Source organism: Stenotrophomonas sp. 78350_Sma (assembly GCF_056482105.1).
Genome location: NZ_CM151182.1, coordinates 1,572,098 through 1,587,999 on the forward strand (window position 1 = coordinate 1,572,098; position 15,902 = coordinate 1,587,999).

Here is a 15,902-nt window from a genome sequence, read left to right on the forward strand (position 1 = left end):
GATGGACAGTATCGATAGAAGCATGGGGGCGCAATTGCACGCCGGCGCCAGATCCTGACGGGGTGGGTTCGGCATCGACCAGGGATTACTTTCGAGTAGTGATCTGCATCTCCTTTCATCGGGAAAGTCAGATCGCGGCCCGGGGGGCGCCTGGGTCAATGGAACGTGTGCTTTCCCTCAACGCTTCAGTAGCGCCTGCCTGGCGGGGAGCATCCCGTGCTTCGGTCAACACCATCCTGAGCCTGTTGCCACTCACGTCCATGTGGCCCGCGTGTGCGAGGACCCGGCCCAGCAGCTGCTCGTTCGCCAGTTCCTTCGCCCTGCTTCCCAGTGATTCGTGGCGGTCCAGAAGAGCCACGCAGATGAAGGCACCACGCTTCCGGATGGAACTTCCGCAGCGGATACTGACTGAGATCTGCCCAGCCTCGCATTTCAGTAGAAGCGAGACCGCATCGACCACGAGTCGATAGGCAGCAAGCTGCAGGCCGACCCCGAGCGCGCAGGGGTCACCCGTCAACCTCGGCTGGCCGATTCGATGCGTAGCATTCCACGCCTCGCGCACCCCGCCTGCCTGCAACGCCACGTACAGGCCCAGTTGTTCCAGGGCGGCGGGATAGATCATGCTGGCCTGGGCCCGGAACAAGCGTGAATGCACCTCCGAGGTATGCCGCAGGCTGTCGGCCACGGCGTGATGACCCTGGGCATGCAGCCAGTTCACCATCTCGTTCAGGGACAGGTCCATGCCATCGCCCAGCTGGCGCAGGTGAGCCGCCCGTTCACGCAGGTCCATCTCGCCGGCCAGGTGCGAATTGCGGGCAAGCTGAAGGGCCGCTTTGCCATCTTCCTCGCGCAACCGGTGCTGGCTCTGGAAGTGGGTGATGCGCGCGCCCAGCAGCAGCAGGGCGATGCTGGCGACGGCCATGGCCTGCTGGGTGGCGAAAGTGGCCGGGTCGAATGCCGTCGGATGGTCGGCCGGGGCGCTCAGGCCAAGGATCATGTTCACGGCGGCGACACCGATGGCCGCACCGCGCCATCCCAGCAGGCAGGTCAGGGCGATCGCGGGAATAGGCAGGATCAGCAACAGCTGCAGCGAGCCAGGGGCCGTGATCGAGGCAGGTACCGGCGTTGCCTGCAGGCCAATGACCAGCATGGTGCCAAGTGCTGCGACCGTGGCCACTACAGACCGGGTTGTCCATTTTTCTTCGGCGCGGCGGATCCACAGCAGTGCCAGAGGCGCCAGGATCAGGATGCCGGTGAAGTCGCCCAGCGCATAGCGCAGCACGTTGGTGAGAAATGTCTCTTCATGCAACGGTTCCCAGATCAGGTACGAGATCCCCAGGTTGAGCAGGCTGATGACCGTGGCGGCGCATACCGCAATGGAGATCACGCCGACGACCGTGGTGCGCGCCAGCAGCTTCCGGTGCAGGCGCACGATCAGCATCACGGCAGGCATCAGGAACACCGAGGCGAGGATCACCCAGGTCAGGTTGTATTTGCTGATCAGGGGGATGCGCAGATGCGCGAAGTAGGCGTATTCACCGATCAGCAGGTAGGGCCAAAGACGGGGCGGGCACAGCAGCAGCGCGGCCACCCGCACGCCGGCAGGCAGGAAGAACTGGTCCAATGACAGCTTGCGCGCGCCCCAGCAGGCGAAGGCATAGAGCAGCGCCAGCACCAGCCCCTCGGGGCTGACGCGTATCCTCACCTGCAGGCCGTCCTTCCACCACTGCATCCACGTGCTCCCCAGCTCCTGCGCCGATTATGTGGCTGGGAAGGGTCCCGCTACCACAACGCATCCCGCAGCTTGTACCACGACATCGCCGCCACCAGCAGGGGCGTGCGCAGCAGCCGGCCGCCGGGGAAGGGCGCATGGCGCAGGCGCTGGAACACGTCCAGGCGCTCGCTCTGGCCGGCGATGGCGGCGGCGATCACCTCGCCGGCCAACCCGGCGGCAGCGACGCCATGCCCCGAGAATCCCTGCGCGAAGTACAGGTTGCCGTCCAGCCGGCCCCAGTGCGGGGCGCGGTTGCGGGTGATGTCCACGTAGCCACCCCAGACCTGGTCCAGTACCACGTCGGCCAGCTGCGGGAAGACGTCGTGCATGCGTCGCTGCATCACCCCGCGCAGGCCGGGCGGGGGCAGTGCCGAGTAGCTGGCGCGGCCGCCGAACAGCAGCCGGTGGTCGTGGCTGAGGCGGAAGTAGTCCAGTGCCCAGGCGGTGTCGGCCACGGCCATGTTGTTGCCGATGAGGGCACGGGCGCGTTCGGCGCCCAGTGGCTCACTGGCACCAATGTAGGTGCCCACCGGCATGATCCGCCGCTCCAGCTCGGGCAGCAGGCCCTGCAGCCAGGCATTGCCGGCCACCACCAGATGCGCGGCGTGCACGCGACCCTGTGCAGTGTGCAGGGTTGGCTGCGCTCCGCGCTGGATGCGCACCACGGGCGAATCCTCGTGGATGACCACTCCCGCCGCGCGCGCCGCATCGGCCAGGCCACGTGCATACGCCAGCGGGTGCAGGTGCGCGCTGAGCGGGTCGAACATCGCGGCTCGATAGCGCGGGCTGTCCAGCTGCGCGCGCAGGGCGTCTCGGCTCCACCACTGCATGGGGTAATCGTAATGGCGTTGCAGGTGCTCGCAGTTGGCCTGCAGGTCACGCTCGTGGCGTTCACGGATGGCGACGCTGGCGTGGCCTTCCACCCAATGGCAGTCGATGCGGTGGCGATCGATGCGCGTGCGCATCGCCTGCACCGCGTCGCGCGACCAGTCGAACAGATGGCGTGCATCGTCGCGACCCAGCTGACGCTCCAGTTCGTCCACCTCGCAGCCGTAGCCGACCAGTGCCTGGCCGCCGTTGCGGCCGGAGGCGCCCCAGCCGATCCGCTGCGCTTCCAGCAGCACCACGCGCTGGCCGCGCGCGGCCAGTTCCAGGGCAGCAGTAAGGCCGGTATAGCCGGCGCCGAGCACCGCGACATCGGCCTGCACATCACCCTGCAACGGAGGCAGTGCGGGTGGCTCGGGCAGGCTGGCCACGTACCAGCTGGGCGGGAAGGCGGCGCTCACTGCGGGCCTCGCGGGCACAGGGCGGCAGGACGGTGCGGGGCAGGACGATCAGCGTTCACGCGTCTAGTTTCGCCGATGCGCGACGGCCGTGGCGTGACGGCGACGACTTGCCGCATTCGCCGGGCGACGGGTAACGTGGCGGCACGCCAAGGAGTTTTCCCATGCGCCGCCTGCCCTGGGTGGGCCTGCCCACCGACAGCACCGTACTCGGCCATCATCGTTTCGCGGTGGTCGGCGAGAAGTACGTGCGCGCGCTGGTGGTGGCGGCCGAAGCAACCCCGGTGGTCCTGCCCAGCCTGCAGCCGCCGTTGCCGGCTGCGGAGTGGTTGCGCGGGCTCGATGGCCTGCTGCTGACCGGTGCGGTCAGCAACATCGAACCGCAGCACTACGAAGGTGGCCGCAGCTGGCCGGGGAACCCGCATGATCCGGCCCGTGATGCCAGCGCCTTCGCACTGCTGCACGAGGCGCTGGCGTTGGACCTGCCGGTGCTGGCGATCTGCCGCGGCTTCCAGGAGCTGAACGTTGCGCTGGGTGGCACGCTGCATCCGCAGGTTCACGCGGTGCCGGGTCTGTCGGATCATCGTGAAGACCCACAGGCGCCGGTTGAGGTGCAGTATGGGCCGGCCCAAGCGGTCGCGCTGGCGGCGGATGGCTGGCTGGCGCAGTGGCAGGGTGGTGATCGCGCACAGGTCAATTCGGTTCACGGGCAGGGCATCGATCGACTGGCACACGGGCTGCAGGTCGAGGCCGTGGCCGATGATGGACTGGTCGAGGCGGCGCGCAGCACACGCCATCGTTTCGTGCTCGGCGTACAGTGGCACCCGGAGTGGCGTGTCATGGATTCGCCGTTCTATCACGCTATTTTCCGTGCGTTCGGCCAAGCTTGCCGGCAGCACCAACAGAACCGACTGGATTCCCGATGAGTTCCCGAACGCGCCCGCGCAAGACGGCCACGCCCCCCGCACCGCAGGAAAGCAGCTTGCTGCGCTGGCTGAAGGAGCGACGCATCACCGAGGTCGAATGCCTGGTGCCGGACATCACCGGCAACGCGCGCGGCAAGATCATTCCCGCCGACAAGTTCTCGCACGACTACGGTACGCGGCTGCCCGAAGGCATCTTCGCCACCACCGTCACCGGCGAGTTCCCTGATGACTACTACGAGCTGACCTCGCCGTCGGACTCGGACATGATGCTGCGCCCCGATCCGGACACGGTGCGCATGGTGCCGTGGGCGGCCGACGCCACCGCGCAGGTCATCCACGACTGTTACACCAAGAACGGCGAGCCGCACGAGCTGGCGCCACGCAACGTGCTGCGCCGCGTGCTGGCGGCCTACGCCGAGCTCGGCCTGCGCCCGGTGGTGGCGCCGGAGCTGGAGTTCTTCCTGGTGCAGAAGAACACCGACCCGGACTTCCCGCTGCTGCCACCGGCCGGCCGCTCCGGGCGCCCGGAGACCGCGCGGCAGTCGTACTCGATCGACGCGGTCAACGAATTCGACCCGATCCTCGACCTGATGTACGACTACGCCGATGCGATGAAGCTGGACGTGGACACGTTGATCCACGAATCCGGCGCGGCGCAGCTGGAGGTCAACTTCACCCACGCCGATGCGATGGACCTGGCCGATCAGGTGTTCCTGTTCAAGCGCACCATGCGCGAGGCCGCGATGCGCCACGGCGTGTATGCCACGTTCCTGGCCAAGCCGATGGAGAACGAGCCGGGCAGCGCCATGCACATCCACCAGAGCCTGGTGCGGGTGAGCGACGGCAGCAATGTGTTCGCTGGCGAGACCGATGCCGAGGGCGAGTTCAGTCCGGTGTTCGGCCACTACCTGGGCGGCCTGCAGAAGTACGTGCCGCAGGCGATGGCCTTCTTCGCGCCGAACGTGAACTCCTATCGGCGACTGGTGTTCGGCGAGGTCTCGCCGAGCAACGTGCACTGGGGCTATGACAACCGCACCTGCGGGCTGCGCGTGCCGCTGGACACGCCGGAGAACATGCGCGTGGAAAGCCGTTTCGCCGGCTCCGACGCCAACCCCTACCTGGCGATGGCGGCGACCCTGGCCTGCGGCCTGCTGGGCATCCGCGAGCGGCTGGCACCGGATGCGCCGGTGACCGGCAGTGCCAAGGAACTGGGCTACAACCTGCCGCGCTCGCTGGGCGAGGCGCTGGACGGGCTGGAGCAGTGCAGCGAGCTGCAGGCCCTGCTGGGCGAGCGCTTCTGCCGGGCCTACATCTCGGTGAAGCGCAAGGAATACGAGACCTTTTTCCGTGTCATCAGCTCGTGGGAGCGTGAGTTCCTGCTGCTGAACGTCTGAGCATCTGGAATAGAAAAATCCGCCGCCGGGGGGTAGGCTGGCACCCGTCGCCGGCTCCCGCCGGCCCCCCTTCCCGCATTCTGGAGCACCCGATGAAGCTGCGTATCCTCACGCTCGGCCTGGCCTCCGCCATGCTTGCCGCCTGTGGCGGTGGCAACGGCGGCGCGCAGGACAGCCAGGTCCTGAACGTCTACAACTACAGCGATTACATCGCCGAGGACACCATCCCGACCTTCGAGAAGGAGAGCGGCATCAAGGTGACCTACGATGTGTTCGACAGCGATGAGATGGTCGAGACCAAGCTGCTGGCCGGCAACAGCGGCTACGACGTGGTGGTGCCGACCCTGAACTTCTTCGGCCGCCAGATCCAGGCCGGCGTGTTCCTGCCGCTGGACAAGAGCAAGATTCCGAACCTGGCCAATCTCGATCCGGCGGTGATGAAGCGCATTGCCACCCAGGACCCTGGCAACCAGTACGGCGTGCCGTACATGATCGGCACCACCGGCATCGGCTACAACGTGGAGATGCTGAAACAGCGTTTCGGTGGCAGCACCGACATCGCCAACAGCTGGGACCTGGTGTTCAAGCCGGAGAACATCAGCAAGATGAAGGACTGCGGCGTGACCATCCTGGACACGCCGGCGGACATGATCCCGATCGCGCTGCACTACCTGGGCCTGGACCCGCACAGCGGCGATCCGGCCGAGCTGCAGAAGGCGGCCGACCTGCTGAAGTCGATCCGCCCGTACGTGCAGAACTTCCACTCCTCGCAGTACGTGGGCTCGCTGGCCAACGGCGGTACCTGCCTGGTGGTCGGCTGGTCGGGTGACATCATCCAGGCCCGTGACCGTGCCGAGGAAGCCAGCAATGGCGTGCACGTGGCCTATTCGATCCCGAAGGAAGGTGCACCGCAGTGGTTCGACATGCTGGCGATCCCGAAGGACGCCAAGCATCCGGAAGCCGCGTACGCGTTCATCAACTACCTGCTGCAGCCGAAGGTTGCCGCGGCCAACACCAACTTCATCCATTACGCCAACCCGGTGCCGACCGCGACCCCGCTGGTGGATGAGGCGATCCGTACCGACCCGACCATCTACCCGCCGGCCGATGTGGCCGAGAAGATGTTCACGTACTCGATCAACACGCCGGAGACCGACAAGCTCTACACCCGGCTGTGGACCGAGGTGAAGACCGGCCGGTAAGCGGCCCGGGTAGCGCCGGGCCATGCCCGGCGGCTGCCTTACCCTGCGTCGGAGTCGGCCCTGTCGCTCCGGCCAAGGTGATGCAGGATGGCAGGCAGCAGGTCGCGTGCATCGCGACCGCCGTTGCACAGGAATGACGAACTCATCCGCTGCAGGTTGTGCATGCCGATGAAGAACAGCCCCGGTTGTGGTGAAACACCGAACTCGCCGAGCGGGTAGCCATGTGCATCCAGCGCGCCCGGTACGTCGAGCCAGGGCCATTCGGCGACGAAGCCGGTGGCCAGCACCACCGAGCGGATGCCCGCGGCCTGCAGATCCAGTTCGCGCGGGGATGCGTCCGGTTCCCAGTGCAGATAGACCTCCTCCGGAATGTAGCGGGCATCGTCGGTGCGTGGCTCGGGACGCGTGGCGTAGTACGCGCTGGCCAGCGAATCGAGATAGTCGTATTCGGTCCGTGTCGCCTCGATCGCGGTGCGCAGCTGCGGGCGGACATCGGCGAAGCGGGCGATGTTTCCATTGAATTCCTGCAGCCGGCCCAGCAACCTGATGCCTGCGCGATGCATCGCCAGCAGGCTGATCGAGCTGCCCAGGCCGGCACTTCCCTTGCCGGAGATCAGCGGGAACTCCGCGGTGCGGGCCTTGCGCAGCGCATCCGGTTGTCCGGCCAGTACGGCGGCCGCTTCACTCACATGCTGGTGGATGCGCCCGGCCATGTCCCACCAGGTCATCGAGTCCTTGCCGCGCAGCCGGCGGGTATGCGAATGACGCTGGGCCAGTGACCAGTGCACGCTGCGACCGCTGTCGCGCAGGTCCTGGGCGATCTGCGCACCGGACTGCCCACCACCGATGACCAGCACTGCGCCATCGGGCAGCTGGTGGGCACTGCGGTAGTTGCCCGAGTGCAGCACGGCAAGGCCGGGCGCGGGCGCGAAGGGGACCCGGGGCATCCGCGCACGGCGGTACTCACCGGTCGCGACCACCACCGCGCGGGCATGGATCAGCCCCTCGCTGCTGTCGATGGCATAGCCGCCGCACTCGGGTGCGACCCGATGTACCGCGCACCCCTCGCTGATCGGCAACACGCGCTCGTCGGCATAGTCGCGGAGCCGGCGGATCACCTCCGGGGCACCCATGAAGCCTTCCGGGTCATCGCCCGCATAGGCATGACCGTGCAGGGCCATGGTCGCGTTGGCGGTGTTGGTCTGGAACGAATCCCAGCGCCGCTGCCAGCTGGCACCCACGGTTTCGGCCTCCAGCACGCGATGCTCGACGCCGGCCTCCTGCAGGAGTGCGCTGAGGGACAACCCGGCCTGGCCGGCGCCGATGATGGCCAGCGGCAGCCCTGGGGGCACGGATGACGACGGACGGGAAGGGAGAGGGGAGGGGCTGACGGGGGGAATCAACGGGATGGGTCCATGCAAGGCCTTGATCGGAGGCATTGCGCGGGGAATGCCCCGGGGCCTTCAACAGATCCCGCTCCGAAAAACGTTGCAGATCGGGTCGTTGCCCGTGGTGTCTGGCCGGGACGCCGTAGGCTCGACCGGGCAGCCCCGGATTTCTGCGCGGACGGGCCCTGATGGCGGGGTAAAGCCGACACCCCTTCCGGCCCGGGAGCGGGCCGCTGGCGGCTTCCGCCCGTCGCCGTCATATCCCCTGCGGCCCCCGGCCGTTAGAATGGCGGCCGCTGTCCACCGCCCGCTCCCGGAGCCCCCATGCCCGTTGAAGCCCAGCCGGTAGCCGCCGTCGTCGACACGACCGGTGCGCCCGGCTATCTCTCCATTCGTGATTTGCGCAAGGAATTCGACGGTTTTGTCGCCGTCGACGACGTCAATCTGGACGTGCGCAAGGGCGAGATCTTTGCCCTGCTCGGTGGCTCCGGCAGCGGCAAATCGACCCTGCTGCGCTGCCTCGGCGGCTTCGAGACACCCACCAAGGGCAGCATCACCCTTGATGGCCAGCGCCTGGACGCGCTGCCGCCGTACCAGCGGCCGGTCAACATGATGTTCCAGTCCTATGCCCTGTTCCCGCACATGACGGTCGAGCAGAACATCGCCTTCGGCCTGAAACAGGACGGCCTGGGCAAGGACGCGATCAGCAAGCGTGTCGGCGAGATGCTGGACCTGGTGCAGATGGGCCATCTGGGCAAGCGCAAGCCGCACCAGCTGTCCGGCGGCCAGCAGCAGCGCGTGGCGCTGGCGCGGTCGCTGGCCAAGGGGCCGAAGCTGCTGCTGCTGGACGAGCCGATGGGCGCGCTGGACAAGAAGCTGCGCTCGCAGATGCAGCTGGAACTGGTCAGCATCATCGAATCGTCGGGCGTGACCTGCGTGATGGTCACCCACGACCAGGAAGAAGCGATGACCATGGCCACCCGCATCGCGGTGATGGATGCCGGCTGGATCCAGCAGGTCGGCAAGCCCGACGAGGTCTACGAGCAGCCGGCCAACCGCTTCGTCGCCGAGTTCATCGGTTCGGTCAACCTGTTCGACGGTGTGATCGACGAGGACCTGCCCGAGTACGTCACCGTGCGCTCGCCGCTGTTCCCGGCGCCGATCTACATCGCCCATGGCATCACCGGCTATGAAGGTCAGCCGGTCGCGTTCGCGCTGCGCCCGGAGAAGGTGATGATCGGCAAGGACGAGCCGGAAGGGCACACCAACAAAGCGCAGGGCGTGATCGAGGACATCGCCTACTTCGGCAGCCATTCGGTCTACCACGTGCGCCTGCCCAGCGGCGCCAAGGTACTGGCCAACTTCGCCAATTCGCAGCGTTGGGCCAGCGATGGCCTCACCTGGGGCGATGAGGTGTGGGTGCACTGGCGCGACAACGACGGCGTGGTGCTGACCTCATGAGCACGGCCGGCCTGAAGCGCTGGCTGCCGGGGCTGCGTGCCACGGTGATCGGCATTCCGTACCTGTGGCTGCTGCTGTTCTTCGCAGTGCCGTTCCTGATCGTGCTGATGATCAGCTTCTCGCTCAGCCGGGTCGGCTCGCCGCCGTACACCTGGCTGCTGCAGTACGCGGACGGCGGCTTCTCGCTGAAGCTGAACCTGGAAAACTACCTGGCGCTGTTCCGCGATTCGATCTATGCCCAGGCCTTCCTGAGCTCGATCAGGATCGCAGCGATCTCGACTTTCCTGACGCTGCTGATCGGCTACCCGATGGCCTATGCCATCGCCCGCCTGTCACCGGCCGCGCGCAATGTGGCGATGATGCTGGTGGTGCTGCCTTCGTGGACCTCGTTCCTGATCCGCGTGTATGCGTGGAAGGCGATCCTGGACCGCAACGGCCTGCTCGACCAGTTCCTGCAGTTCACCGGCCTGCAGACGCTGATGACCAGCCTGGGCCTGCCCAAGCTGCAGCTGATCGATACGCCGACCGCCGCCTATATCGGCATCGTCTACTGCTACCTGCCGTTCATGGTGCTGCCGCTGTACGCCAACCTGGTCAAGCATGACCACCGGCTGCTGGAAGCGGCCTACGACCTCGGTGCCAAGCCGTGGCAGGCGTTCCTGCGCATTACCCTGCCGCTGTCGAAGGCGGGCATCATCGCCGGCTGCATGCTGGTGATGATTCCGGCCATCGGTGAATTCGTGATCCCGGAAATGCTGGGCGGCTCGGAAACGCTGATGGTCGGCCGCCAGCTGTGGAACGAGTTCTTCAACAATCGCAACTGGCCGGGCGCCTCGGCGATGGCGGTGGCGATGATCCTGTTGCTGCTGGTGCCGATCCTGCTGTTCAACCGTTCCCAGCAGCGCCTGCTGGAAGGGAAGCAGGCATGAGCCCGCGTAGCGCCAAGGGCCTGGGGCTGGGCGTGCTGCTGCTCGGCTTCGCCTTCCTGTACCTGCCGATCCTGCTGCTGATGTTCTACTCGTTCAACAGCTCGCGGCTGGCGATGGTCTGGGCCGGGTTCTCCACCCGCGCCTACAGCGACCTGTTCGCCGACCGCGCGCTGATGGACGCGATGTGGACCAGCCTGGTGGTGGCGTTCTGGACCGCCTGCACCGCCACCGTGCTGGGTACGCTGGCGGCGATGGTGATGACCCGCTTCAAGCGCTTCCGTGGCAAGCCGCTGTTCGGCGCGCTGGTGACCGCGCCGCTGGTGATGCCGGATGTGATCCTCGGCTTCTCGCTGATGGCGCTGCTGGCTTCGATGGGCGCGATTCCCGGGTTCCCGGCACGCGGCCTGACCACCATCTGGATCGCCCACGTCACCTTCACCCTGTGCTTCGTCACCGTGGTGGTGTCCTCGCGCCTGCAGGAAATGGACCTGTCGCTGGAAGAAGCGGCGATGGACCTGGGCGCGAGCCGGCTGACTGTGTTCGGCCGCATCACCCTGCCGATCATCGCGCCGGCGCTGGTGGCGGGCTGGCTGCTGGCCTTCACCCTGTCGCTGGATGACGTGGTGGTGGCGAGTTTCGTCGCCACACCGGGTTCGACCACGTTGCCGATGAAGGTGTTTGCCTCGGTGCGCATGGGCATCAGCCCGAAGATCAACGCGTTGGCCACGCTGCTGGTGTCGGCGGTGTCGATCGCCGCAGTGATCGGCTGGTACATCAATGCGCGTGCGGAGAAGCGGCGCCAGCGCGACCTGCAGCTGGCACGCCAGGACAACGGCTGAGCACACGGTTTGTCGACAGTGCCGGCAACACCCGGCTCACGGCCGGCGGCGCACAATGGGGGTCTTCCAGAGGGAGATCCCCCATGACCGTCGAGATCGTCGACCCGGCCACCGGCCAGGTGACCTACCGCCATGAACTGATGGGCGCTGCCGATATCGAGCAGCGCCTGCAGGCCGCTGCCGATGCCTTCCCCGGCTGGGCCGACCACTCGCTGCAGGATCGTGGTGCCATCCTGCGCCGGATCGCCGAGCAGCTGCGCACGCGCCGCGACGATCTGCAGCAGGCGATGACCCACGAGATGGGCAAGCTCAAGGCCGAGGCGCTGGCCGAGGTCGACAAGTGCGCTGCCGCCTGCGAGTACTACGCCGACCACGCAGCCGACTATCTCAAGCCGCAGCTGATCGACACCGAAGCCCAGCGCAGCTACGTGCGCTACGAGCCGATCGGCTGCGTGTTCGCGGTGATGCCATGGAATTTCCCGATCTGGCAGGTGTTCCGCTTCCTGGCCCCGGCGTTCATGGCCGGCAACGTGGCCCTGCTGAAACACGCCAGCAACGTACCGCAGTGCGCCGACCTGATCCTGGCCGTGTGCCGTGACGGGGGTCTACCCGATGGTGTGTTCGACGTGCTGCACATCGACAACGACCAGGCTGCCGAGCTGCTGCGCGACGCACGGGTGAAGGCGGTGACGCTGACCGGCAGCGAGCGGGCAGGGCGCTCGATCGCTTCCAACGCCGGCAGCCAGTTGAAGAAGTCGGTGATGGAGCTGGGTGGTAGTGACGCCTTCGTGGTACTCGACGATGCCGATCTCGACAAGACCGTGGCGGCGGCAGTGAAGTCACGTTTCGACAACAGCGGCCAGACCTGCATCGCGGCCAAGCGCTTCATCGTGGTCGAGGCGGTGGCCGATGAATTCACCCGTCGCTTTGTGGAAGCGGCGGCAGAGCGCCAGTACGGCGATCCTGATGAGCGGGGCACCACGCTGGCGCCAATGGCGCGCGCCGACCTGCGCGACGAACTGCACAAGCAGGTGCAGGCCAGCGTGGCCAAGGGCGCGCGGGTGCTGATCGGCGGCGAGCCGATTGCCGGCACCCATGCCGGCTATCCGGCCACGGTGCTCGACCAGGTGGGTCCTGGCATGCCGGCCTACGACGAGGAACTGTTTGGACCAGTTGCGGCGGTGATCCGGGTCAAGGATGAAGCCGAAGCGCTGCACGTGGCCAACGACACCCGCTTCGGCCTGGGCGGCAGCGTGTGGACCGGCGACCCGGTGCGCGGCGAAGGGTTTGCCCAGCGCATGGAATGCGGTGCGGCATTCGTCAACGCCATCGTCAAGAGTGATGCGCGGCTGCCGTTCGGTGGCAGCAAGCAGTCGGGTTTCGGTCGCGAACTGGCCGACCACGGCATCCATGAGTTCATGAACATCAAGACCGTCTACGTGGCTTGATGCCGAACGGCAGTGCCGGCCGCTGGCCGGCATTGCCTGGTTGCCGGCCAGCGGCCGGCACTACCAGAAGCGGGTCACAACCATTTGGCCCGCTTGAACAACCGGTACAACCCCACGCACACACCGCCCACGCCAACGATCATCAGCGGGTACGACCACGGCTCACTCAGCTCCGGCATGTGGCTGAAGTTCATGCCGTACCAGCTGGTGATCAGCGTCGGCGCGGCCAGCAGTGCAGCCCAGGCACCCAGTCGTTTCACCGTCTCGCCCTGCGCCAGTGTCACCAGCGACAGGTTCACGCTCAGCGCGGTGCCCAGCATCTCGCGCAGAGTGTCGATCACATCGCTGATGCGTACCGCATGGTCATGCACATCACGCACGTACAGCTTCACTTCGTCGGGAATCAGATCGCCCTGGTAGCGGCGGATCTGGGCCAGCACATCCTGCAGCGGTGCCACCGCCATGCGCATCTTGTTCAGTTCGCGCTTGAGCTCGTACAGCCGCACCACCGTGCTGCGCTTGTAGGTGTCGGCGAAGATGTCCTTTTCCAGCAGGTCCAGGGTGTCGCGGAAGCGGTGCACGATCGGCAGGTAGTTGTCGACCACGAAGTCGGTCACCGCGTACAGGCAGTACGACGGGCCCATCTTCAGCAGCTGCGGCTCGCGCTCCACGCGCGCACGTACCGGGGCGTAGGACAACGAGGCACCGTGGCGCACCGTCACCAGGAAGCGCGGGCCGAGGAAGGCATGGGTTTCGCCATACTGGATGCGTTCGTCGACCATCTGCGCGGTGGTCACCACCACGAACAGCGAATTGCCGTAGGTCTCGACCTTGGGCCGCTGGTGCGCATTGCGCGCATCCTCGATGGCCAGGTCGTGCAGGCAGAATTCTTCCTGCAGTTTCAACAGCACGTCTTCATTGGGGTCGTACAGGCCGACCCAGACGAAGCCGTTGCCACTGGCAATGACATCGCTGATGGCGTCCAGGCTGATGTCGTGGCGCTTGCCTTCGTCATCGTAGTGGACGCAGTTGATGACGCAGGTAGGGTTGGCCGAAGCCGGGGCGGAAGCGGAGGCGGGCAATGACATGCCCGCCATCGTGCGTCAGGGCCGTGTTTCGGACAAGTGAGGACGACGCGCCAGCACCCACGCCAGGGCGACGTGCACCGGCAGCAGCAGCACGATCCACTGCACGTTGTACTGCGCCTGCAGGCTCAGCCAGTGCAGCACCAGCGCGGCCACGGCCTGCACTGCCAGCAGCCACAGCACCACCCTGAACATGCGGCCCGGCACGCGCCGGCGCAGCAGGGCGATCGCACCCGGCAGCAGCAGCACGGCCAGTGGCGAAAGCAGCAGCAGGTTGCGGTTGGCCCACGCGGCGTAGTGGATGCTGAAGCCCCACAGGAACACCAGCACGCCGCCGAACAGGGCACACAACAGCCAGAACGGCAACGCCAGCCCGGCCAGCAGGCGCGGACGGCGGCGCAGCGCCAGCACGCCGGCGGCGATCACCAGGCCGCACAGCAGCCACGGCCACCAACGGCGCGCGAACTCCTTCGGCTCCGGGGCGATGCGGTGCGGCAGCAGTTCCTGTTCGGACTGCACCAGCGGCCGGCCATCGCTGTTGCGCGCCTGGCGCAGGGCATCGGCCAGGCGCATCGGCACAAACGCCTCCTGCCAGCGCGACAGTGGCTGGTCGGCGAACGGCCCCAGGCCGACGTCGAAGCCCAGCCACATCCACGGGGCCGGCGAGGCGAGGCGCACCGACTCGCTGCGGTAGGTGTTGCCGCGCGAGCGACCGGCCAGCTGCGACTGCAGGCCGCCACCCAGTGCCTTGTCCACCGTGTCGCGCACCATCGTGGCGCAGTTGGCGGTGTAGTAATCGTAGTGGTACCGCGCGTTTTCCGGCTTGGCCCGTTCGGCCAGGTCGGCGGCCAGCGAGCGGGCCTGGTCCGGGCGCAGGTCCAGCCACTGCACGCTGGCGCCACGGCCGGTCTCGTCGTAGTAGGACAGGTCCTGCTGCAGCGGCAGCGCCACCAGGTAGTACATCATGTCGCCGCGTGCGAAGCGGCTGATGAAATCGTCTTCGGACGGATCGAAGTAGCCGAAGTTGTACGAGGTCGCTTCACCGCTGAGCGGATCGACCACGACGATGGCGTCATGGCCGAATCGCTCGAAGAACACCGTGCCCGGTTGCATGGTCACCACGCCGATACGAGGCGCAGGGGACTCGGCGCTTGCGATGGACGCTGCAGGTGTGGCCGCCGCCGGCTGCGCGAACGCGGCCAGCGGCAGGGCCATGGCCAGCACCCACAGTGCCAGCCACAGCGTCAGGATCAGGCCGCGGCGCTTCAAGCGTCGTCCTGCGCGTCCGGCGGCAGCACGGTCACATGGAAGGCCTGCACCCGGCGCGCATCGGCGCGGGCCACGCGGAACATGAAGCGGTCCAGCGCCAGTTCGTCGCCGACTTCCGGCAGGTGGCCCACGGCCTCGGTGACCAGGCCACCGATGGTGTCGTAGTCCTCGTCGGAGAAGGTGGCACCGAAGCGTTCGTTGAAGTCGCCGATCGGGGTCAGTGCGTCGACCACGTACTGGCCGTCGGACTGGATCGCGATCTGCGCCGACGGATCCTCGGCCTCGTCATGCTCGTCGTCGATCTCGCCGACGATCTGTTCCAGCACGTCCTCGATGGTGACCAGGCCGGCGACACCGCCGTACTCGTCCACCACGATGGCCATGTGGTTGCGCGACAGGCGGAACTCCTTCAGCAGCACGTTGAGCTTCTTCGCCTCCGGGATCAGTACCGCCGGGCGCAGCAGCTCACGCACGTTGGCCGGGCCGTTGTCGGCAACCACGCCGCGCAGCAGGTCCTTGGCCAGCAGGATGCCGAGGATGTCGTCCTTGTTCTCGCCGTGCACCGGGAAGCGCGAATGGCCGGATTCGACCACCTGCTTCATCAGTTCCAGGAAGGGTGCTTCGACCGGCAGCGAGACCATCTGCGAGCGCGAGATCATCACGTCGCCCACGGTCAGCTCGGCCACCGAAATGGCGCCTTCCATCATCTTCAGGGTATCGGCGGCGATCAGGCCCTCCTCCTGCGCGGTGTGCAGGACAGCGACCAGCTCGTCGCGGGTATGGGGTTCGCCGGAGAAGGCGGAGGTCAGGCGTTCAAGCCAGCCGCGCTTCTTTTCACTGTGCTCCGCAGGGGAGCTACTACTGTCGTCTTCTGACATCTCTGGAAAAAAGGCACCCGGCAGGC

General features: G+C 66.8%; 13 protein-coding genes. 7 read left to right on the forward strand and 6 right to left on the reverse strand.

From position 1 onward, the window contains the following. Nucleotides 1-127: 127 nt before the first annotated feature. On the reverse strand, nucleotides 128-1,732 hold the full coding sequence (locus ACZK4H_RS07200) for an MASE1 domain-containing protein (RefSeq protein ID WP_099555100.1): 1,605 nt from the start codon (nucleotides 1,730-1,732) through the stop codon (nucleotides 128-130). A gap of 50 nt (nucleotides 1,733-1,782) precedes the next feature. Next, the gene (locus ACZK4H_RS07205) at nucleotides 1,783-3,060 is read right to left on the reverse strand and encodes an NAD(P)/FAD-dependent oxidoreductase (RefSeq protein WP_099555098.1); all 1,278 of its coding nucleotides are present in this window, start codon (nucleotides 3,058-3,060) and stop codon (nucleotides 1,783-1,785) included. A gap of 161 nt (nucleotides 3,061-3,221) precedes the next feature. Here ACZK4H_RS07205 and ACZK4H_RS07210 point away from each other — a divergent pair, with 161 nt between their 5' ends. From ACZK4H_RS07210 to ACZK4H_RS07220, 3 genes are all read left to right on the forward strand, one after another. Next, nucleotides 3,222-3,983, forward strand: a complete 762-nt coding sequence (locus ACZK4H_RS07210) for a gamma-glutamyl-gamma-aminobutyrate hydrolase family protein (protein ID WP_099555096.1) — start codon at nucleotides 3,222-3,224, stop codon at nucleotides 3,981-3,983. Continuing rightward, nucleotides 3,980-5,377, forward strand: a complete 1,398-nt coding sequence (locus ACZK4H_RS07215) for a glutamine synthetase family protein (protein WP_099555094.1) — start codon at nucleotides 3,980-3,982, stop codon at nucleotides 5,375-5,377. The genes ACZK4H_RS07210 and ACZK4H_RS07215 overlap by 4 nt, the downstream gene beginning before the upstream one ends. 92 nt (nucleotides 5,378-5,469) lie before the next feature. Then, the gene (locus ACZK4H_RS07220) at nucleotides 5,470-6,579 is read left to right on the forward strand and encodes a polyamine ABC transporter substrate-binding protein (RefSeq protein WP_071228406.1); all 1,110 of its coding nucleotides are present in this window, start codon (nucleotides 5,470-5,472) and stop codon (nucleotides 6,577-6,579) included. Nucleotides 6,580-6,617: 38 nt separating this feature from the next. On the opposite strand, the gene ACZK4H_RS07225 is transcribed toward ACZK4H_RS07220, so the two are convergent. Then, nucleotides 6,618-8,018: a flavin-containing monooxygenase gene (locus ACZK4H_RS07225; protein WP_099603917.1), complete on the reverse strand. Its 1,401-nt coding sequence runs from the start codon at nucleotides 8,016-8,018 to the stop codon at nucleotides 6,618-6,620. 273 nt (nucleotides 8,019-8,291) lie between these two features. On the opposite strand from ACZK4H_RS07225, the gene ACZK4H_RS07230 reads away from it, so the two are divergent. From ACZK4H_RS07230 to ACZK4H_RS07245, 4 genes are all read left to right on the forward strand, one after another. Then, nucleotides 8,292-9,428 (forward strand): ABC transporter ATP-binding protein, encoded by a 1,137-nt coding sequence (locus ACZK4H_RS07230; protein ID WP_019337141.1) that lies wholly within the window; start codon nucleotides 8,292-8,294, stop codon nucleotides 9,426-9,428. Further along, a complete protein-coding gene (locus tag ACZK4H_RS07235; RefSeq protein ID WP_099552715.1) occupies nucleotides 9,425-10,357 on the forward strand; it encodes an ABC transporter permease subunit in 933 nt (310 codons plus the stop codon). The genes ACZK4H_RS07230 and ACZK4H_RS07235 overlap by 4 nt, the downstream gene beginning before the upstream one ends. Further along, entirely contained in the window at nucleotides 10,354-11,196 is an 843-nt protein-coding gene (locus ACZK4H_RS07240) for an ABC transporter permease subunit (RefSeq protein ID WP_008267688.1), read from the forward strand. The genes ACZK4H_RS07235 and ACZK4H_RS07240 overlap by 4 nt, the downstream gene beginning before the upstream one ends. Nucleotides 11,197-11,279: 83 nt before the next feature. Beyond that, complete coding sequence (locus ACZK4H_RS07245; RefSeq protein ID WP_099552714.1) at nucleotides 11,280-12,644, forward strand: NAD-dependent succinate-semialdehyde dehydrogenase; 1,365 nt, start codon at nucleotides 11,280-11,282, stop codon at nucleotides 12,642-12,644. Between the two features lie 74 nt (nucleotides 12,645-12,718). Here the strand turns inward: ACZK4H_RS07245 and ACZK4H_RS07250 are convergent, their stop codons facing one another. Genes ACZK4H_RS07250 through ACZK4H_RS07260 form a run of 3 tightly spaced genes read right to left on the reverse strand, consistent with a single transcriptional unit; the run spans nucleotide 12,719 to nucleotide 15,876 of the window. Next, nucleotides 12,719-13,741 carry a magnesium and cobalt transport protein CorA gene (locus ACZK4H_RS07250; RefSeq protein ID WP_049431296.1) on the reverse strand — a complete coding sequence of 341 codons (1,023 nt, stop codon included), beginning with the start codon at nucleotides 13,739-13,741 and terminating at the stop codon, nucleotides 12,719-12,721. A gap of 6 nt (nucleotides 13,742-13,747) precedes the next feature. Next, a complete protein-coding gene (locus ACZK4H_RS07255) occupies nucleotides 13,748-14,998 on the reverse strand; it encodes a lipoprotein N-acyltransferase Lnb domain-containing protein (protein WP_099552713.1) in 1,251 nt (416 codons plus the stop codon). Then, complete coding sequence (locus ACZK4H_RS07260) at nucleotides 14,995-15,876, reverse strand: HlyC/CorC family transporter (protein ID WP_005408827.1); 882 nt, start codon at nucleotides 15,874-15,876, stop codon at nucleotides 14,995-14,997. Before ACZK4H_RS07260 ends, ACZK4H_RS07255 begins: the two co-directional genes overlap by 4 nt. Between the last annotated feature and the right edge of the window lie 26 nt (nucleotides 15,877-15,902).

Excerpts from the sequence above, each read along its gene's own strand:
- ACZK4H_RS07200 (WP_099555100.1), bottom strand. The coding sequence starts at position 1,732 with ATGCAGTGGTGGAAGGACGGCCTGCAGGTGAGGATACGCGTCAGCCCC.
- ACZK4H_RS07210 (WP_099555096.1), top strand. The coding sequence starts at position 3,222 with ATGCGCCGCCTGCCCTGGGTGGGCCTGCCCACCGACAGCACCGTACTC.
- ACZK4H_RS07215 (WP_099555094.1), top strand. The coding sequence starts at position 3,980 with ATGAGTTCCCGAACGCGCCCGCGCAAGACGGCCACGCCCCCCGCACCG.
- ACZK4H_RS07220 (WP_071228406.1), top strand. The coding sequence starts at position 5,470 with ATGAAGCTGCGTATCCTCACGCTCGGCCTGGCCTCCGCCATGCTTGCC.
- ACZK4H_RS07225 (WP_099603917.1), bottom strand. The coding sequence starts at position 8,018 with ATGCCTCCGATCAAGGCCTTGCATGGACCCATCCCGTTGATTCCCCCC.
- ACZK4H_RS07230 (WP_019337141.1), top strand. The coding sequence starts at position 8,292 with ATGCCCGTTGAAGCCCAGCCGGTAGCCGCCGTCGTCGACACGACCGGT.
- ACZK4H_RS07235 (WP_099552715.1), top strand. The coding sequence starts at position 9,425 with ATGAGCACGGCCGGCCTGAAGCGCTGGCTGCCGGGGCTGCGTGCCACG.
- ACZK4H_RS07240 (WP_008267688.1), top strand. The coding sequence starts at position 10,354 with ATGAGCCCGCGTAGCGCCAAGGGCCTGGGGCTGGGCGTGCTGCTGCTC.
- ACZK4H_RS07245 (WP_099552714.1), top strand. The coding sequence starts at position 11,280 with ATGACCGTCGAGATCGTCGACCCGGCCACCGGCCAGGTGACCTACCGC.
- ACZK4H_RS07250 (WP_049431296.1), bottom strand. The coding sequence starts at position 13,741 with ATGGCGGGCATGTCATTGCCCGCCTCCGCTTCCGCCCCGGCTTCGGCC.
- ACZK4H_RS07260 (WP_005408827.1), bottom strand. The coding sequence starts at position 15,876 with ATGTCAGAAGACGACAGTAGTAGCTCCCCTGCGGAGCACAGTGAAAAG.